This is a genomic window from Winogradskyella endarachnes, from assembly GCF_009741275.1.
Lineage (GTDB): Bacteria > Bacteroidota > Bacteroidia > Flavobacteriales > Flavobacteriaceae > Winogradskyella > Winogradskyella endarachnes.
This window is the reverse complement of the sequence record NZ_WOWS01000003.1, coordinates 503,236-521,744: the sequence shown is the minus strand read 5'-3', so window position 1 is coordinate 521,744 and position 18,509 is coordinate 503,236. Positions and strand designations below refer to the sequence as shown.

The 18,509-nt window shown below is 30.9% G+C and carries 18 protein-coding genes; 8 read left to right on the top strand and 10 right to left on the bottom strand.

Annotated features, from left to right (window positions below; genetic code table 11):
- Window positions 1-109: 109 nt before the first annotated feature.
- The gene (locus GN138_RS10550) at window positions 110-682 is read right to left on the bottom strand and encodes a TetR/AcrR family transcriptional regulator (protein ID WP_157363869.1); all 573 of its coding nucleotides are present in this window, start codon (window positions 680-682) and stop codon (window positions 110-112) included.
- Between the two features lie 113 nt (window positions 683-795).
- Between GN138_RS10550 and GN138_RS10545 the strand changes: the two genes are divergently transcribed.
- On the top strand, window positions 796-1,104 hold the full coding sequence (locus GN138_RS10545) for a rhodanese-like domain-containing protein (RefSeq protein WP_157363867.1): 309 nt from the start codon (window positions 796-798) through the stop codon (window positions 1,102-1,104).
- A gap of 3 nt (window positions 1,105-1,107) precedes the next feature.
- On the opposite strand, the gene GN138_RS10540 is transcribed toward GN138_RS10545, so the two are convergent.
- Entirely contained in the window at window positions 1,108-1,731 is a 624-nt protein-coding gene (locus tag GN138_RS10540; RefSeq protein WP_157363865.1) for a DUF4230 domain-containing protein, read from the bottom strand.
- Window positions 1,732-1,953: 222 nt separating this feature from the next.
- Here GN138_RS10540 and GN138_RS10535 point away from each other — a divergent pair, with 222 nt between their 5' ends.
- Complete coding sequence (locus GN138_RS10535) at window positions 1,954-2,706, top strand: hypothetical protein (RefSeq protein ID WP_157363863.1); 753 nt, start codon at window positions 1,954-1,956, stop codon at window positions 2,704-2,706.
- Window positions 2,707-3,023: 317 nt separating this feature from the next.
- The gene (locus tag GN138_RS10530; RefSeq protein WP_157363861.1) at window positions 3,024-3,986 is read left to right on the top strand and encodes a hypothetical protein; all 963 of its coding nucleotides are present in this window, start codon (window positions 3,024-3,026) and stop codon (window positions 3,984-3,986) included.
- 1 nt (window position 3,987) lies between these two features.
- Here the strand turns inward: GN138_RS10530 and gldC are convergent, their stop codons facing one another.
- Window positions 3,988-4,326, bottom strand: coding sequence for a gliding motility protein GldC (gene gldC / locus GN138_RS10525; protein WP_157363859.1), 339 nt, complete (start codon window positions 4,324-4,326; stop codon window positions 3,988-3,990).
- Entirely contained in the window at window positions 4,326-5,282 is a 957-nt protein-coding gene (gene gldB / locus GN138_RS10520; RefSeq protein ID WP_157363857.1) for a gliding motility lipoprotein GldB, read from the bottom strand. Before gldB ends, gldC begins: the two co-directional genes overlap by 1 nt.
- Before the next feature lie 85 nt (window positions 5,283-5,367).
- On the opposite strand from gldB, the gene nadE reads away from it, so the two are divergent.
- Window positions 5,368-6,156, top strand: coding sequence for an NAD(+) synthase (gene nadE, locus GN138_RS10515; protein WP_157363855.1), 789 nt, complete (start codon window positions 5,368-5,370; stop codon window positions 6,154-6,156).
- Between the two features lie 135 nt (window positions 6,157-6,291).
- Window positions 6,292-6,921, top strand: coding sequence for a response regulator (locus GN138_RS10510; protein ID WP_157363853.1), 630 nt, complete (start codon window positions 6,292-6,294; stop codon window positions 6,919-6,921).
- A 72-nt stretch (window positions 6,922-6,993) separates the two neighbouring features.
- Here GN138_RS10510 and dnaG read toward each other — a convergent pair whose 3' ends face one another.
- The gene (gene dnaG / locus GN138_RS10505) at window positions 6,994-8,958 is read right to left on the bottom strand and encodes a DNA primase (RefSeq protein ID WP_157363851.1); all 1,965 of its coding nucleotides are present in this window, start codon (window positions 8,956-8,958) and stop codon (window positions 6,994-6,996) included.
- 126 nt (window positions 8,959-9,084) lie between these two features.
- Between dnaG and GN138_RS10500 the strand changes: the two genes are divergently transcribed.
- The gene (locus tag GN138_RS10500; RefSeq protein WP_157363849.1) at window positions 9,085-10,206 is read left to right on the top strand and encodes a DUF748 domain-containing protein; all 1,122 of its coding nucleotides are present in this window, start codon (window positions 9,085-9,087) and stop codon (window positions 10,204-10,206) included.
- Window positions 10,207-10,303: 97 nt separating this feature from the next.
- Here the strand turns inward: GN138_RS10500 and GN138_RS10495 are convergent, their stop codons facing one another.
- The 4 genes from GN138_RS10495 to GN138_RS10480 form a co-directional block, all read right to left on the bottom strand.
- Window positions 10,304-11,404, bottom strand: coding sequence for a coiled-coil domain-containing protein (locus tag GN138_RS10495; protein WP_157363847.1), 1,101 nt, complete (start codon window positions 11,402-11,404; stop codon window positions 10,304-10,306).
- A gap of 64 nt (window positions 11,405-11,468) precedes the next feature.
- Entirely contained in the window at window positions 11,469-12,254 is a 786-nt protein-coding gene (locus GN138_RS10490) for a hypothetical protein (RefSeq protein ID WP_157363846.1), read from the bottom strand.
- On the bottom strand, window positions 12,241-12,804 hold the full coding sequence (locus GN138_RS10485) for an RNA polymerase sigma factor (RefSeq protein WP_157363843.1): 564 nt from the start codon (window positions 12,802-12,804) through the stop codon (window positions 12,241-12,243). Before GN138_RS10485 ends, GN138_RS10490 begins: the two co-directional genes overlap by 14 nt.
- 481 nt (window positions 12,805-13,285) lie before the next feature.
- Window positions 13,286-14,263, bottom strand: coding sequence for a polyprenyl synthetase family protein (locus tag GN138_RS10480; RefSeq protein ID WP_157363841.1), 978 nt, complete (start codon window positions 14,261-14,263; stop codon window positions 13,286-13,288).
- 138 nt (window positions 14,264-14,401) lie between these two features.
- Between GN138_RS10480 and GN138_RS10475 the strand changes: the two genes are divergently transcribed.
- Window positions 14,402-15,709: a T9SS type A sorting domain-containing protein gene (locus tag GN138_RS10475; protein WP_157363839.1), complete on the top strand. Its 1,308-nt coding sequence runs from the start codon at window positions 14,402-14,404 to the stop codon at window positions 15,707-15,709.
- A 71-nt stretch (window positions 15,710-15,780) separates the two neighbouring features.
- On the opposite strand, the gene GN138_RS10470 is transcribed toward GN138_RS10475, so the two are convergent.
- Complete coding sequence (locus GN138_RS10470; RefSeq protein WP_157363837.1) at window positions 15,781-16,638, bottom strand: zinc-dependent peptidase; 858 nt, start codon at window positions 16,636-16,638, stop codon at window positions 15,781-15,783.
- Window positions 16,639-16,900: 262 nt separating this feature from the next.
- Between GN138_RS10470 and GN138_RS10465 the strand changes: the two genes are divergently transcribed.
- Window positions 16,901-18,490 (top strand): FMN-binding glutamate synthase family protein, encoded by a 1,590-nt coding sequence (locus GN138_RS10465; protein WP_157363835.1) that lies wholly within the window; start codon window positions 16,901-16,903, stop codon window positions 18,488-18,490.
- Window positions 18,491-18,509: the final 19 nt, after the last annotated feature.

Genomic DNA, 18,509 nt, shown 5'->3' with positions numbered 1-18,509 from the left:
AAAACTAACACTTGTTAGTTTTATAAACAAAACTACAAAAAAATTAATCGATTTTAGTGTTAATGTCATTTTAAGACTCTATAACTTAATAAAACATCAGTTTATGATGCTATTCTTTAGCAATTCCATTAATGAGAACATTAATTAAATCGTCGGTTAAAGCTTCTAGATTGAGTTGTTCTTTTTTTGGTATCCAGATGTAGAGCGAGCGCAGCGTAGTAAGAATAGAAAACATCATCACTTCTGGTTTTATGTTAATGATTTCATTTTTAGTAATACCATCAATTAAAATAGTTTTAAAATCGTCTTCGTATGTATTACGTAGTTTTAGATAGTATTGTAATTTATCTTTGAGGTGCATCCAATCATTATTTAGGGACGCCATGCCATAAATATTTTGACTTGAAATATTAACATGAAGCTCTATAATTTTCTTGAGTTTATCAATACTATTAACACCTGAAGATTGAATTTGCTTCATCTCTTGAGTAAAGGCTTCTGCTAAAGAAATAATGATTTCGTTTAAAATATCTTGTTTAGAATTGATATGATTATAAAGACTAGCTGCTTTTATACCCATTGCTTTTGCTATGTCTCTCATGGTTACCGCACTATATCCTTTTTGTTTAAAAAGTTTTGCAGCAACTCTTATAATTTCTTCTTTACGTGTTTCAGTCTTCATGAACGATTTAAAACACTAAGGTAAGAAGATTTTTATGCTTCTTATTAAATAATGTAACTTTGGTTACGCTGGGTTCTTAATGCTTTTTAGAATTTTGACAAAAATTATAGACTATGGGATTATTTAATGCTTTATTTGGAAAATCAACTAACAATGTTGCAGAATATATTGAAAAAGGTGCTGTAATATTGGATGTGCGTACCAAAAGTGAATATCAAGGCGGACATATAAAAAACGCTATTCATATTCCTGTACAGGAATTAGGCAATAGAATTAATGAGATTGTAAGGTTAAACAAACCCGTTATTGCTTATTGCGCAAGCGGCATGCGTTCTGGTAGTGCAACAAGCTTATTAAAATCTAAAGGTGTAGATGCCATAAATGGTGGTGGAATTGGTAGTCTACAACGAAAATTAGGTTAAGTCTTAGTCTAAAAAATCTTCGAGATTATTAAGTTGATTTATACTTTCTACAGGCTTTTGATTGTACTCTAAAGTCCAACCCAATGAATTAGTTAACATAAAGAATTTAGAAAGTTCACTGATTAAACGATTTTGAGCGTTGGATTTTAAATCGGATGCTTCAATTTTTTTTAAAAGAGACTGACTAACGGTCTGTTTTATCTTATTATAATCGCTTGCTTCAAATTGATTTAAATAATCTGATTGAATATCGTAATATTCAAAATCTGGACTGATTTTTATTTCCTCTTTTGGGATTTTTATAATTTGAAGTGTTTTGGTACCTTCATCTATATTGTATTCTATTTTACTTAAGTCATAAGCAACAGTAACATCTGCATTTACAACTACAAGGGCTTTTTTGTCTGCTGAAAGATACTCTCCAAAAATGGCTTTTGAATTTTTGTAACTAAAGACTTCAGAAAAGTGTCCTTCTGTGACTACCAATTTACCAACATTTTTAATTTGTTCTTGGATAAGAGCACTGTGCTCTTCAATCACCATTTTATCCTCTCTTTTATCATCACAATATTTAAACGTGAAAATGACAATAATTGCGATAATGATACCAAATAGTATATTTTTCATAAGTCAATTTATATATTTTACAATTTTACCATAGCAAAATTGATTATAATTAAATCTTGTTTTTTTGCGTTATATCGTATTTGAGTGTGAATTGTCTATAAAAAATGCATCACATCAATATTATGTACAAGTTTCGTTTCTAAGGTTTTAACTTAGTTGTAGCATAAGCAAATACAAATTTATGTATTTGACGAAATCCCTCTAATCTAAAAAGTGAAAATTATGTTTAAAACTATATGCACACTACTTATCACCTTCTCAACTCTTAATGGTTTTAGTCAAAAGATTACCTTAGTAAAAAACACACATCCACAAGCCAAGGAATTAAAACACAACCTTAACAAAACAAAAGATAGTTTAATTTTAGAATGTGACAAAAAAATAATTGAAGTTGATTTTTTTAATGAAGATTTTGAAAAAACCGTTTTAGTTAATGATTTAAAAACTAAAATTTCCCTAGAAGACATGCCTCAAGGTAAATTTATTATTGAAGCAAAACTTACCAACAAAATTATTTTAATAGATTTAATAAAACACGAAGATTTTTCTAAAGATATCGCTTATAATAATGAACCTGCAGAAGGCCAAGGCATGATGTTAGATGAAACTTTAAATGTTATTAAAGTCGCACCAAAGATAAGTATATCTTACATTCTCACTAGAGAAAAAAAATCACATCAAAATACTAAACCCAATAAATTTTATTGGGTTATATTACAAGTTAACAATCAAAATGGCTCGAGTAAAACTATGAAGCTAGTCGATCAGAATTCTGTCGACAGAATGATTGCAAAACATAAAAGTGAACTTAACAGTGATAGCGGCAAATTTAATGAATTAACTATTTGGGAAGTATACAACACTGCTGACTTTATGGAGAACCAAGTTTCTAACCCAGATTACGTTTATACATCCACAACCAAATCCTTTAATACAACTCCATATTATTCTACAGCAACCAGTAATAGTCTTTAAAATGTAAAATATTAATATCCATTAGTATTAAATTTAAATAATTGTTATTACGCTCCCAAGATTGGACACTTTTACAAACCATCTAATCAACTGTATAACAATATTATAAAAACAAATAATTAAATATTATATACCTTAAATAGCGTTGTTCAATGTCTTATTTTATACTATTAAACGCTACGGAATATACATCAACTTGTTAAATATGTAGCACGTCCTTTTTTAGAAAGTGCTAATTATAAAGGAAATACCTTTGATTTTAACGAGGAAATGTACATATTTGTAGCATTGTTTCCCCAAAACAAAACCTACTTATTATGAAAACCCTATACACATTTGTATTCTTACTTTTGGCATCTTTAGTTTATGGCCAGAAATCTACGTTGTATCAAAACGTAAATGTAAGAGCAAAAGAGCTTAAACACAATCTTAATAAAACAGGAGATAGTCTCATTTTGAAATGCGAACGAACTATCTATGAAGTCGTTGTTTTTAATGACGATTTTGAGCGTGTTGTTAAAGTAAGAAACAAAGAAATAACTATTCCTATTGCAGACGTACCAGTAGGTAGATATATTGTAGAAGCATTATTAAGTGATAAACTTATAGTTATTACACTTTTAAGAAACGAACCATTTGAGCTACCAGATGTTGCACCAATAGTTACAGATACCTCTGATTTATTTGGAACAAAAACGACATCCAAACAAGAGCTTATTGCAAAGGCAGAAACACCTGTAATTAAGGAAGAAATTATAATAGCAGAGACTAAGGCGCCTGAACAAGAAATAACTAATACTCAAATTGTAACTAAAAACACGGACTTAGCCGATGCAGGTAAAAAGGCTGAAAAAAAACCAAGACTTACAAGAAAAGTTACCTACACTAAACCAAAAAAACCAGCAGAAAGCAGTTTATCTTTATTTAAGGCTGAAGAACAACCTAGTAGAAGATCAACCAGAGCTGATGATGATGGCGCAAGAGCTAACAGAATTGTAAGTAAATATTGGGTAGAGTACAGAATTAACAATGGTCAAAATTCTCAAAAAGTACTAAAACTAGGTGATCAAGACACCGTAGATTACATGATTAGAAAAATAGAAATTGACAAAAAGACTAAAGCTGGTCGCTTAAACGAACTTATTATTTGGACCGTTTACGACCCAACTAAATTTGTTAAGCACAAAAAAATGAATAAGGATAATTTTACCTCAATACCTTCTGAGAGTTTTAATATAGAACCGTATTACGCTATGGTTAATAATCCTAACAACATATAAATCAAGTCTTTTTAAGCTCTAATTTCTCCGCAAAATAATCACAGAAATCTTTCATAGTAGCCGTCATTTTTTCGTCTTGCGTTGCTCTTAAAAAGGTATCACTCATTGTAACTAATGTTTGATGAAAAAATAATTTCATTTCGTCTACAGGCATATCTTTTGTCCATAAATCTATTTTTAAAGTTTCTTGAGCCTTACTATCCCAAACCGATAACATAATGGCTTTAGCCTCTTCGTTACTTACTCCTCCATCTTGTGCCGACCAATTTAATTTTTCTGGCACACGGTTTTCATCAAGTTCAACGTTTAATACAATTTTAGATTTTATAACTTTAGACATTACTTTTTGGGTTTAAATTTTGCTTTGGTAAAAATTTCTTCAGGTTCGGTTTGCATAATATTTAAAATACTAGCTTCTGTATTCTCTGCATATGCCTTAACTATCTGCCAACCTATATATTGCCCTAAACGTCCAGGCGAATCATTATCTAATTCTAACCCAAACTTACTAAATGGGGCATCTGCAATAAAACGACTTGCCAATTTAGCATCAGTACTATATAACATTTCTTTTTCTATAAAATGACTCCATATCTGACTTTCATTAACTTCTGCCCATTTTAATTGCATATCAGAATATCCGATTTTTTCCGCGTCAGTTTTAAAAGGAATTATAACATCTTTGAAATAAAGCAGTTTTCCAAAATAAATCATTTCGTCTAAGAACGTACTTCGTTTAGTTTGAAACATATATTTAGACGCGTATTTACCAGTAACATCAGAAATAATTTGATTTTTCTCCATATTTGAAGCTATATACATAGGTATATTTTGATAAAACTCATGATCAGCCCCTAAATAATTATCTAATGCCACAAGTACTATAGAATCGTTTACAAATGTTTTATTTCTATAATCAACATCGTTCGTTAATGTTATTACTCTTGGTATCTTGAATGCTTTATCATAAAACTTAAGATGCTGAAATAAACTTTTAAATTCCTCTTTTATACCTTTAAAATCAGTAAACTCTAGTTGAACTTCATGCAGCAATACTTTTTGTAGACTATCGTTCATTTTTTCAACCCAATAAGTATCAGAATTTGTTGAAAAGAAAAATGGATAAGCACCTTTTAATTGACCTAAATCTTCTGGTTTTGCCTCTGCAAACGCTTTATCAAAACGTTCTACATCAAAATTAACCTCTATTTGAGCGATTTCTTTTTCAACCTTTGATTCCTTTTCACAAGAAAAAAGTAACAATCCTAGTATTATTACATAAAATCTTATCTGCATTTTACAAAACATTTTTAATCCTAACACGTTTGCTTTATTTTTGTTGTACAAAGGTACACTTCTTTGAATTAAAAACTGAAAAATTATGCAAACAGAAAATATTGTAAATCATATTGTAAATTGGTTAAAGGACTATGCTACAAAAGCAGGCGTTAAAGGATTTGTTGTTGGTGTATCTGGCGGAATAGATTCTGCCGTAACCTCAACACTATGTGCAGAAACAGGCTTAGACGTCCTTTGTATTGAAATGCCAATTCATCAAGCCGCAAGTCATGTCACCAGAGCCCAAGAACATATTGCACAATTAAAACAGCGCTATGCAAACGTTAAAGATACACGTGTAGATTTAACACCTGTTTTTGAAGAATTTAAAACTGAAGTAAGTTTAGAGGGTAAAGATACTACAGTAAATATGGCATTAGCAAATACAAGAGCTCGTTTACGTATGACTACGCTTTACTACCACGCTGGCCTTTTAGGGCTTTTAGTTGCAGGTACAGGAAATAAAGTGGAAGATTTTGGTGTTGGTTTTTACACTAAGTATGGTGATGGTGGCGTAGACTTAAGTCCAATTGCAGATTTATTAAAGTCTGAAGTCTACAAAATTGGAGATTATTTAAAAGTACCAGATTCAATTATGAAAGCTGCACCAAGTGATGGATTGTTTGGTGACGCACGTAGTGACGAAGACCAAATCGGTGCTTCTTACCCAGAATTAGAATGGGCAATGCAAATGAAAGATGAAGGCAAAAGTGCTGAGGATTTTGAAGGAAGACAACATGAAGTGTTTAAAATTTTTACAAGGTATAATACCTCAAACAAACATAAAATGATAGCCATTCCTGTTTGCGAAATCCCTAAAAATTTAAAATAAAAATTGCGTTTAAGGTAATTAAATAGTGAAAATTATCATTTTTTAACTATTTTTGACTAGCAAGCCCCACACATTGTATTGATAATAGCTCATTAAGACAAAACAAATTCCTAACAAAAATTAAATACAATTGTAATGATACATATTTTACTTGTTGATAGTCATCCCATAGTACGCAAGGGACTAGAGCTGTTTCTTAATAGTAAACCAGACCTAAAAGTTATAGGAAGTTTAGAAAGTGGTATTGAAATATTTGAGTTTGTAAGACGTAATAATGTCGATGTTATAATATCTGAAATTGATCTTCCCGAATTAAATGGTATTACAGCACTAAGAGCTATTAAAAAAGAATACAAATCTGTTAATGTTTTAATGTTTAGCCATCAGCCTGAAGAAATTTATGCTATTAGCACATTAAAAGCTGGTGCATCTGGTTATTTAAACAAAACAGCTAGTGTTGAAGAAATAGAAAAAGCTGTAAGACTTATACATGCTGGTGAGACTTCTTTAAGCGATAAAATGGACAAACATTTGCGCTATGAAGATACACGAAAAAGCAGAAGTAGAATGTTTAAAAAATTATCTACTAGAGAAGTTGAAGTACTTAAACTACTCTCCATTGGAAGAAAAAATAAAGAAATTGCACAAGAATTAGATATAAATGAAAAAACAGTAAGCACGTACAAAGCACGCTTATTTAAAAAACTAAGCGTGAATAATATTGTAGATTTAATTCACCAAGCGAAACATCATAATTTAGCATAAGATAAATTCTTTCTTTATACAAAAAGCCATATAAAATATATGGCTTTTTTATTTTATAAAACTATTTAAAGTTTAACCTACCACCTTTCCAAGTTTTCTAGATAGTAACATCTTAAGACCTAAATAATCTTTTACATCTGAAATAATAGTACGTAAATCTGCATTTTCATTTAAAGTTTCATTTTTATATTCTGCTACTTTTAAATCTATTAAATGACAACGTAAACTAAGTATAGTCTGACTCACTAATTGCGCTACAGAATCTTTCTTTTCTTTAGGTACAATCATATTACGTTGCCAATCATGCAAACTATAACGTTCATCCTCCATTAAGATAGTAGTTATTGTATTTGCAGAATCTTGATCTAATTGATTAACAAAATTTTTAGTTGAAAAGTTTTCATCTTGATTTAGTTTATCAATTAAAGAATAATAGAGCGCTTTAAATTGCGGATTAGAAAACTGCATTTCGTCTTCTTGTAGGTCTAAATATATTTTTTCAAAAACTCTAGCTTCTTGTTGCACTTGTTCTAACACTAACTCTTTAGTAACCTCATCTTCTTTTAACATTAAATCTTCAAACTGCTCCGTTCTGTCTCCATAAAGCATTAAAATCTCAATAATTTTTCGTTCTAATTCAAACTGAACATCAACTTTGCTATTAGTTTTTGGTTCATTTTTCACAACCTGAAAAGCCTTTTGGTCTTGCTCATATGTTTTATTAGCTTCTGCATTTTCTTTTTTATTAATCTGCGCGAGCGTACTAAACAAAACATTTTCGCTAATATCCATAATGCGTGCACACTCTTGGATGTAAACTTCTCGTTTTATTTGATCAGGTATTTTTGCTATACTATTTACAATATCTCTAATGGTCTCTGCTTTTTTTATAGGATCATTATTAGCTTCTTTAACCAATAGAGATGCTTTAAACTGAATAAAATCTTTTGCATTTTCTTTTAAATATTCGGTTAACTCTTCTAATGTATTAGATTTTGAAAAACTATCTGGATCTTCGCCATCTGGAAACGTACAGACCTTTACATTTACGCCTTGTTCTAGTATTAAATCGATACCACGTATAGAGGCTCTTATACCTGCTGCATCACCATCAAAAAGTACCGTAATATTATTTGTAAGTCTATTTATTAATCGTATTTGATCTGCAGACAAAGCTGTACCAGAAGATGAAACCACATTTTTAATTCCAGTTTGATAAAACTGAATGACATCTGTGTATCCTTCTACCAAATAACAATTATCTTCTTTTGCAATACTCTGTTTAGCGTGGTATAAACCATATAGTACTTTACTCTTATGGTAAATTTCACTTTCTGGTGAGTTTAAATATTTAGCTGCTTTTTTATCATTTGTTAAAATTCGTCCGCCATAACCTAGAATGCGCCCACTCATGCTATGAATAGGAAACATTACTCTACCTTTAAATCTATCAAAGTGCTTCTCGCCTTTTACAATAGTAAGACCTGTAGCAGCTAAAAACTCTAATTTATAACCCTTACTTAATGCCTCGTCTGAAAACGCTTGCCACTCATCTAAAGAATAACCTAACTGAAATTTCTTAATAGTTTCTTCTGTGAAACCGCGCTCTTTAAAGTAACTGAGACCTATAGCTTTACCTTGATCGGTGTTATGCAATACATTTTGAAAATAAGTATTAGCATACTCACTTACTAAATACAGACTTTCTCTTACATTTTGCTTTGCTTTTTCTTCATCTGTTCTCTCAGTCTCCTCTATTTCAATATTATATTTTTTTGCTAAATACTTTATAGCTTCTGGATACGTAAAATGCTCATGTTCCATTAAAAAAGTCACAGCATTGCCACCTTTTCCACTTGAAAAATCTTTCCATATTTGTTTTACAGGAGAAACCATAAAACTAGGCGAGCGCTCGTCACTAAAAGGGCTTAAACCTTTAAAACTACTTCCTGACTTTTTTAATTGAACAAAATCACCAATTACCTCCTCTACGCGAGCAGTTTCAAATACTTGTGCTATGGAACTTTGAGAAATCAATATTTTGAAATTTAAATAGTCTGTAAATTTAAGAAGATATTTCGGTAATTAATAAATCAGCATTACATATGTTAAACAATAAATAATTGACTAATCTAATTAAACCTGATTTGTTAAATTTACAACATGGACGATAATTTTACAGATACTAAAAGTAATGTAGCCGCCAAACCTAAAACGAGCAAAATATACAAGAAAAAGCGGTACACAATACCAATAATTATTATTGTAATTCTCATTAGCTTAAGAATATATTTACCTTATTATGTGAAATCTGAAGTTAATAAAGTCTTAGCTAATCTTCCTGGTTATTTTGGAAATGTTGAAGATATAGACATTTCATTATTTCGTGGCGCTTATGTTATTAACAATTTATACTTAAACAAAGTAAACGCCAAAACGCAGGTACCTTTTTTAAATTTTCCTAAAACTGATATTTCAATAGAATGGAAATCAATTTTAAAAGGCGAAATAGTAAGTGAAATTATTATGACTGATCCTGAGATTATTTATGTTATGGAAGACCAACAAACGGAAGGTGCAAATCCAGATACTGATGATTGGACCACTGCTTTAACCGATTTAGTCCCAATAGACATTAATAATTTTGAAATACATAACGGAAAAATTGCATTTGTAGAACTGCAAGCCAACCCAAACATTGATTTGCACTTTAACCAGTTAGAGTTATTTGCTAAAAACCTAAGAAACGTATCTTCGAACGACAGAATATTGCCTTCTCCTATACACGCAAGCGCAAACTCTATTGGAAATGGAAACATGACATTAAATGGCAACATTAACTTAATTAAAGCAATACCTGATCTTAATATTGAATTTGGACTTGAGAAAGCCGATGTTACCTCTCTAAACCCTTTTACACAACATTATGCTGGTATTGATTTTGAATCTGGAACTTTTGAATTATTCAGTGAAATAGCCATTGCAGATGGTTATATAAAAGGGTATATGAAACCATTAATTACAGACTCTAAACTAATAAGCAAAGAAGATAGTTTTTTAAGTGTACTATGGGAAGGTTTTGTTGGTTTCTTTAAATTTATTTTAAAAAATCAACGTACGGATACTTTAGCAACAAAAGTACCTATTGAAGGTGACCTTAATAATGTTGAAGCAGGTGTTTTTCCTAGTATTATAAATATATTTGAAAATGCCTGGATTAAAGCCTTTAAAGGTACGGTTGACAACGATATAGAATACGAAGATGCTTTTAATGAGAACAATTAAATTTCTTCATTATAATTAAAAAGATAAAAGCCTAAATACATTATTGCATTTAGGCTTTTAAAATTGATTGATTGATTGATTGATTGATGAGTTTCTCTTAGTCCATATCAAATCTAAGTCCTACTGATATGTTATTTTGTTCTATTGTTTGATTTTTAAACAAAGGATTTAAATCATATTTTACATATAAAGCAACCTCACCAAGTGCCACATAACCACTTAAACCATAAACAAAATCACTAACTTCAAATTGATTATGTTGTTTATCTTTTTCGCGCTCTCCATCTTCTTTATATTTAATTTTTTGCATACTACCAATATTTAATCCTGCGTAACCACCTAAACCTATTTTTAGTTTTTTAACTGTAGAATATCTAAAGTATTCTTCCTTTTCTATCTTTTTAGATGGCCCAAATTCTATATGCATCGGAAAAACTAAATTGGTTGTTCTAAATTTAATTTTATTAGCATCTATAGGATATTCTTCTAATAATATTTCACCATCTGTATTAACTAGGTAATTATTATCTTTAAGTTTTAACTTATTCCATTGAAATGAAAATCCATATTTTAATCTCCAAAAGTTAGTGTTTTCAAAGATTCTTGTTTTCCAGGCGTAACCCAATTCTATAAATCCAGAACCTCCTAATTTATAAGGTGAATCTTCTAAGTCTTGCCCATCAATTAAGGCATTGTTAAAGCCAAAGGCAAATACAACATCAGAGGAAGTTCTTAAATCATATTTTCTTGGTTTATCTTTTGAAGAATCTCCGATGTATATAAACTTATCACTCTCATCAGAATCTCCTCCAATTCTAAATACAAAATTAGTATCTTCATCTTTTAAATAATTATCAGAAGAATAGGCATTTCGCTGTATTAATTCTATTTGTTTATCTATAATAAGTGTTCTGTTTTCTATATTTAAAGCAGCTATTTTTGCTGCTTCTTTCTTTAAATTTTCAGCTTCGGCAGCGGTAATCTCATCAGCGTCTAACCTGTCGTTTATGTTTTGAATTTTCAATTTTAAAATTGACTTTTCACTCTCTTCAATTTTTCCTTTTTCTTCTTGAAGTTTACTAATTTTAGAATCTATTTTTTCTTTCTGAATAGAATCTATTTTTTGCGTTTGTGCTTGTAAATTAGACATAGTAAGAACTAAAATAAAGCTCACTAATAGTTTTGTAATTGTACTCATGACTGTTCGTTTTTTGATTATTGATGATTTTGATTTGATGATATTCTTCTTTAGTTGTATTGATTTAATTATTTCGATGTGCAACAGCGGTTTTTACAGTTTCATAACTCCCTTTTAGTGCTTCAAATACTTTGGTTCTAAAAGATTGTCCCATTTCGTCCTCAACACTTTCTAGTAACTGTTCAGCATCTACCATAGTTGAAGACTCTTGGTTTAATTTGTCTTTAAACAGTTCTTTACTTGCTACTTTTAATAAAGAATCTATTTCTCTATCTGACACAGAAATATTTTCAGATTTTAAAGATTTCATAGCATCTGCAACTGCAGTTTTAATCATATCCTTATCTAATTCTGGTTGTAACTCATTAGGCGACATTTCGTTTTTAGTGTTTAAATTGTCTGCCTTATTTGTGGTATTAACCTCTGCAAGTTGTGTTTTTGTTTTAACCGTTTTAACAACGCCTTTTGTTAAATTTTTGTTTTTCGTTTCTTTAATAACTGGTAAAATTTCTTCTTGTTCTTTAAACTGAACTTCTTCGTTTACTAACTTAACAGGTTCTTTTTCTTGAGTTTTAATTTTTTCTTTATCTAATTCCTCTTTAATAATATCCTCATTAACTATTTGAGGTAGTATTTCTTCAGAATTATTTTTGTTAAAAAACTGAATGGATATTGCCATCATTAACAATAAACCTGCTGCTATACTTAAATACCAAAACATTGGTTTTTTAGATTTTTTTTGGTCCTCATCTAATCGGTCTGATAATTTTGACCAAGTGTCTGGTGACGGTGACAAGGTTCGCTTTTCTAACTTGTCTTTTATATTTTCTTCAAATTTAATTGGAGCCATAACTGTTGTTATTTAATTCTTTAATTTTTTTCTGAAGCATTTGTCGTGCTTTAAATAATTGCGACTTTGATGTGCCTTCAGAAATTTTTAATAATTCTGCAATCTCTTGGTGCTTGTAACCTTCTATTGCGTACATTACAAATACCATTTTATAACCTTCTGGTAAACTATCTATTAGTAATTGTATTTCTGTCACTTCTATATTAGAATTGATGTTATTTGAAGAATCGTGTTCTAAATAATCATCTTCTACAGCAAACTCTAATTTCTTTTGTTGCCTTAAATAAGAAATGGCTTCCCTTACCATAATACGTCTTATCCAACCTTCAAAACTACCTTCATGTTTAAATGATTTTAAATATTTAAAAACTTTAAAAAAACCATTTAACATTACTTCTTCTGCCTGATGAACATCCTTAATATAGTATCTGCAAACACTTAACATTTTTGGTGCATGCAACTCATACAACACGTGTTGTGCTTCACGATTTTGTTTCGCGGCTCTCTGTATTAATTTTGTTTCGTTTTTATGAAGTTGTATAACTTTCATGGTTTGGCTTAAAATCTAATAACGCTCAAAAGGCTTTCTATCTATAAAGACGTAATTTTAGAAGTTAGGGTTGCTTGGGAATTAAAAAATAATCAAAATAAATTTTAATCAATTGATTTTCAGTATTTTAAATTTAATAATTTTTAAAATAAATTAAGAACAATCTTATTTAAGTATTAAAATTCTTAGCATTTTCTGTTTAATCGGTTCTTATAGTTAAACCTTTTCTTAGTGCTAACAGCTTCGTTTTCTGAAGTGTCTTTAGCCAACATTATTTTAAAATATCCTAAAATACCTATAGTAAACGACACTACAAACCTGCATAACTATATGTCACACAACCATATTTACCTAGTTGCTTTATAACAAAAAACACCATTATCATAAATACAGCGCAAAATTTTACAGTGTATTTAAAATCTAATGGTATTGATTATTATTTTTTAAGATTATGTATTTTACAACTGAAAAATAAGATGTTTTATTTCTTCCTATCTATAACGTAATCTACCATTAATTTAAGAGAGGCTTTATAAGGCGAATCTGGGTATGTTGCCAAAAGCGTTAAGGCTTCTTCTTGAAATATTTTCATCTTAGACACGGCATAATCTAGTCCGCCTTTGTCTTTCACAAAGGTAATCACCTCTTTTACTCGTTTTTTATCTTTATTATGATTCTTTACCGAATTTATAAGCCAAGACTTTTCTTTCTTAGAGCAGTTATTTAAAGCATAGATTAATGGCAGTGTCATTTTCTGCTCCTTAATATCAATACCTGTAGGTTTACCAATAGCCTCTTGGCCATAATCAAATAAATCGTCCTTTATTTGAAAAGCCATACCAATAAGCTCACCAAACTTGCGCATTTCTTCTACTGCTGGTGAATTTGGTTTTACAGAGGCTGCGCCCAAACTGCAACAAGCAGCAATAAGTGTTGCTGTTTTTTGCCTTATAATTTCGTAATACACATCTTCTGTAATATCTAGTTGTCTGGCTTTTTCAATTTGAAGTAATTCGCCCTCACTCATTTCTCTTACCGCAACTGAAATAATTTTAAGCAAATCGAAATCATTATTATCTATAGAGAGTAATAATCCTTTTGATAATAAAAAATCACCTATTAAAACCGCAATTTTATTTTTCCAAAGAGCATTAATAGAGAAGAAACCTCGTCTGCGGTTACTATCATCTACAACATCATCATGTACTAGTGTTGCTGTATGTATTAACTCTATAACCGAAGCACCTCTATAAGTACGTTCACTTACCTCACCATTATTCATCATTTTTGCGACAAGAAACACAAACATAGGTCGCATTTGTTTTCCTTTTCTGTTTACAATATAATGGGTAATTCTATTAAGTAGTGCAACCTTACTAGCCATAGAGAGCTGAAACTTTTGTTCAAAGAGCTCCATCTCATAAGCGATAGGTTGTTTTATTTGTTCGGTAATTTTCATTTATCTATAAATGATGACTTAATTCACAAAACTACAAATAATGACTGTTCTTTATTACGAAAAATTGAATAATGTAACTTTAACATTTTTGGCTGAAAAATATTTGTAACTTTAGGCGATAATCCTAAAACATAACACATGAAAAAAATTACTTTACTATTTATTTTCTGTATAGCATTTGCCACGTATTCTTTTGGTCAGTGTACTACAGCGACAGGTGGACAATGGCCATCTAGTACTATTACTTTAACAAATTCTGGTGGAGCAGAAACAATCGCTAGTAATAACTGGCCTAATGCCGAATATTCTCTTATAGAAGGTGTGTTACCAGGTTCTAGTTATACCGTAACAGGGTCTCAAACCATTTATATAACTGTAACCAATACTGCAGATGGTTCTATTATAGTACATGGAGACACAACAGTTTCTTTTACTGCACCAGCAGGTGTAACTGGATTAACTATTTATTGGCACCTAGATGCAACTTGTGCAACTCAAAATTCTGGTGCCACCTTAACCACTATTCAGTGCACCACGTGTTCTTGTAACGAAACTGCCGCACCTAGTGCTGCAAGTAATGTTGAGCCTATAAATGGGGCCACAGATATAGCAATTGATTATTCTGATCCAGATAATTTATTAATCTCACCATTCTCGTGGACTGATGGCACATTAGGTGGATCTATAGAAAGCACCAATTTATCTTTAGGCGTAACAACAGCTGGTAACGATATTGGGACAGTGACTGGTGCTACTAATGGGAATGGTATTATTTATTCTTGGGCAGAAAACACTACGTACTACTGGTATGTTGAATCTGTAAATTGCTACGGAACTACGCAAAGTCCTGTTTGGAGCTTTACGACAGGTGCTTGTACAGAAACGGCTGCTCCTGGTATACAAGCATCCTCACCTACACCTGCTGATGCGGCAACTGCTGTTGCTGTTCAAGCTCCAGATGGTGGTGTAACTTTTAATTGGACAGGTAGCACCAATCCTGATGATAGTTACACATTAAATATTGGAACTGCTAATCCTCCAACACAAGCATTAACTGGTGTTGAGCCAGGTGTATTTATTACTGGTCTTGCAGTTAGCACAACTTATTACTGGAGCATTGATGTAATAAATTGTTTCGGAACAACTACTGGTACAACGGTATGGAGTTTTACAACAGATTCTACATTAGGTCTTGACGACAACTTAGATTCTATTGAGACTTTTAGCGCATACCCTAACCCAACATCTGGAATTTTAAACATCAATTCTTCTCAAGAATTAGATAACGTTACTGTATTTAATTTATTAGGTCAAAATGTAGCTAGCTTTACTAAGAACGAAATATCAAATTCAACAATTGATATGTCTGGGTTATCAAAAGGACTTTATTTAGTTAAAGTAACTTCTGGAGATAAAACTCAAACCTTAAGAGTTACAAAAGAATAATTTCTTAGCAATACAATTAAATTAAAAAGCGGCAATTGCCGCTTTTTTTTGTCTAAAATTGAAATCAAAAATTAATAACCAGCAAACTTAAAATTAAGCATATCTTGCATATACTTATATAATTGCGGAAACTGAAATTTGAAGTTTTCTGGTGTCTCAACAAAATTCTCTAGTAGAACCGCGAAGAATTCAAAATGATTAGTAAAAGCGTACGCTCTAAAATATTTTGATGCGATTAACTCTTTTCTTACTTCTTCATTATTTTGCAAATACGATATTAAATTTTTAAAACCTCTGTTAAAAATATAACTACTAATATCATTACTTGAAGTTGCATTTAAGTGTATGGCATGGCCAAACTCATGAATCCCAAGATTAAGATTATCATTTCCTATTTTATAGCCATGTAAAAAGTCTTTCCAAGAAAAAACAATAGTCTTTAATTTTGGATTTGTTTCACCTTTATGATAAGTATCGTTTATTTGAGAGTAATAAGATTCAGGATAAATTATAACTTTATTAATTAAATCTAGCGTGTATTTTTTAAATCCAAAAGTCAGCATTGTAGCGGTAGCTGCAATTAAAACTTTCATATACTCGGTTACTATCAATTCTTGTTTACCAATAAACTCCTTATTATTAATAAATACATTTACTCTATGTTCAAAATAAACCTGATTCTTTTTAGATAATTTATTATAAAATGAATGTTCCTGTTGTAAAATTAAACGATGATTTGGAGCCAATTCTTTTTTTAATAAATAAACATGATTAAATATTGGCTTACTATACTTATCTGCATATTTTATTTGAACCAGTTTAAATAATCTATAAAAAATAAATAGCAGTATTAAAACAACTATACTCGGAACAATAAAATAGGTTAGTACTTCAAATTCTCTAACTTCTTCCTCTGTTTTTAATATCATACTATAATTACCTTTTAAGATTTGCCATACACAGTATGTACTGCATAAATTAGAAACGTTTTGAAATATATTTAAAATATGAATCACCCTACATTTAATCTTCAAATTATTTTAAGCCTAAACAAATTATGTATTGTGCCGTCACTCAATAGATTCCATTTTGTTTTCAACCTATTTCATTAACCAATCCTCATAACAACAATTTTTAGATTCATTAAATCATATTGATTACTTTTACCCCAGAATTAAATCTTTAGTTATTATGAAAGTACGTGAACAGTTTATAATAATATCTATAATCATTGTTTTGGCAATTATTGGTATTTCTGTTTTTTGGCAACCTATATTATGGGCTTTTTTATTAGTTGGTCCGTTAGTAATCATGGGCCTTTTTGATATTTTTCAAAAATCGCATACCATAAGACGTAACTACCCACTATTAGGACGATTTAGATACATGCTAGAATCCGTACGACCAGAAATAATGCAATACTTCGTTGAAACTGACACTCAAGGAAGACCTTTAAATAGAATTTTAAGATCTTTAATTTACAGAAGAGCTAAAGGCGAAAACGATACTGAACCCTTTGGTACACAAATGGACCTTTATCATTCTGGCTACGAATGGTTAGAACATTCAATGTATGCAAAAAACAATCCTAAAGACATAGGTGAATTTCCGCGTTTAATAATAGGTGGTAAAGACTGTAAACAGCCCTATTCTTCTAGCTTATTAAATATTTCAGCTATGAGTTTTGGATCGCTAAGTAAAAATGCAGTATTAGCGTTAAACAAAGGTGCTAAAGACGGTAATTTTGCGCACAATACAGGTGAAGGAGGTATTAGTCATTATCACCTAGAGCATGGTGGTGATTTAATATGGCAAGTTGGTACTGGTTATTTTGGTTGCAGAAAAGAAGATGGTACATTTAACGATGTTACTTTTAGAGAAAATGCGTTAAGACCAGAAGTTAAGATGATTGAAATAAAATTATCTCAAGGAGCAAAACCTGGTCATGGAGGAATTTTACCAGCATCTAAAAACACTGAAGAAATTGCAAAAATAAGGCATGTAAAACCTGGCATTGCTGTGCATTCTCCTCCTTCTCATTCGGCATTTTCTAATCCTATAGAATTTATGCACTTTATTAAAAAACTTAGAGACCTTTCAGATGGTAAGCCAATTGGGTTTAAACTGTGCTTAGGCAGAAAGCAAGAGTTTATGGATTTCTGTGAAGCTATGCTAGCAACAGGTATACTTCCAGATTTTATTACCGTAGATGGTGGAGAAGGTGGTACAGGTGCTGCACCTGTTGAGTTTTCAAACTCCATGGGAATGCCATTACGCGAAGGCTTAATTTTTGTACACGACACACTAGTTGGTTTTAATTTAAGAAAAGACATAAAAGTTATTGTTGCTGGTAAAATAATTACTGGTTTTCATATGGCAAGAGCCATAGCTTTAGGTGCAGATGGCTGTAACAGCGCACGCGCCATGATGCTGTCTATTGGTTGTATACAAGCCCTACAATGTAATACCAATACTTGCCCTGTTGGTGTGGCAACTCAAAACGCATCATTAGTTAAAGGTTTAGTTGTAGAAGACAAAGCACCAAGAGCAAAACGATATCATGAAGCTACAATACAAAGCTTTTTAGAACTTGTTGCTGCAGCCGGTCTTAATAGCCCTAGTGAATTAACAAGAGACCATATAAGTAAAAGGGTTGGCCTTTATGATGTACAGACGTATCATGATATTTACCCTCCAATAGAGGAAGGCTGTTTATTAGACATTAATTCTATTCCTGAAAATTATCAAAAGTTTTTTCAACTCACTAGGATGATGACATAGTTAAAATTAATTTACGTTT

Excerpts from the sequence above, each read along its gene's own strand:
- GN138_RS10545 (WP_157363867.1), top strand. The coding sequence starts at position 796 with ATGGGATTATTTAATGCTTTATTTGGAAAATCAACTAACAATGTTGCA.
- GN138_RS10485 (WP_157363843.1), bottom strand. The coding sequence starts at position 12,804 with ATGAAAGTTATACAACTTCATAAAAACGAAACAAAATTAATACAGAGA.
- GN138_RS10535 (WP_157363863.1), top strand. The coding sequence starts at position 1,954 with ATGTTTAAAACTATATGCACACTACTTATCACCTTCTCAACTCTTAAT.
- GN138_RS10465 (WP_157363835.1), top strand. The coding sequence starts at position 16,901 with ATGAAAGTACGTGAACAGTTTATAATAATATCTATAATCATTGTTTTG.
- GN138_RS10540 (WP_157363865.1), bottom strand. The coding sequence starts at position 1,731 with ATGAAAAATATACTATTTGGTATCATTATCGCAATTATTGTCATTTTC.
- GN138_RS10500 (WP_157363849.1), top strand. The coding sequence starts at position 9,085 with ATGGACGATAATTTTACAGATACTAAAAGTAATGTAGCCGCCAAACCT.
- GN138_RS10480 (WP_157363841.1), bottom strand. The coding sequence starts at position 14,263 with ATGAAAATTACCGAACAAATAAAACAACCTATCGCTTATGAGATGGAG.
- GN138_RS10470 (WP_157363837.1), bottom strand. The coding sequence starts at position 16,638 with ATGATATTAAAAACAGAGGAAGAAGTTAGAGAATTTGAAGTACTAACC.
- GN138_RS10530 (WP_157363861.1), top strand. The coding sequence starts at position 3,024 with ATGAAAACCCTATACACATTTGTATTCTTACTTTTGGCATCTTTAGTT.
- gldB (WP_157363857.1), bottom strand. The coding sequence starts at position 5,282 with ATGCAGATAAGATTTTATGTAATAATACTAGGATTGTTACTTTTTTCT.
- nadE (WP_157363855.1), top strand. The coding sequence starts at position 5,368 with ATGCAAACAGAAAATATTGTAAATCATATTGTAAATTGGTTAAAGGAC.
- GN138_RS10490 (WP_157363846.1), bottom strand. The coding sequence starts at position 12,254 with ATGGCTCCAATTAAATTTGAAGAAAATATAAAAGACAAGTTAGAAAAG.
- GN138_RS10475 (WP_157363839.1), top strand. The coding sequence starts at position 14,402 with ATGAAAAAAATTACTTTACTATTTATTTTCTGTATAGCATTTGCCACG.
- GN138_RS10510 (WP_157363853.1), top strand. The coding sequence starts at position 6,292 with ATGATACATATTTTACTTGTTGATAGTCATCCCATAGTACGCAAGGGA.
- gldC (WP_157363859.1), bottom strand. The coding sequence starts at position 4,326 with ATGTCTAAAGTTATAAAATCTAAAATTGTATTAAACGTTGAACTTGAT.
- GN138_RS10550 (WP_157363869.1), bottom strand. The coding sequence starts at position 682 with ATGAAGACTGAAACACGTAAAGAAGAAATTATAAGAGTTGCTGCAAAA.
- GN138_RS10495 (WP_157363847.1), bottom strand. The coding sequence starts at position 11,404 with ATGAGTACAATTACAAAACTATTAGTGAGCTTTATTTTAGTTCTTACT.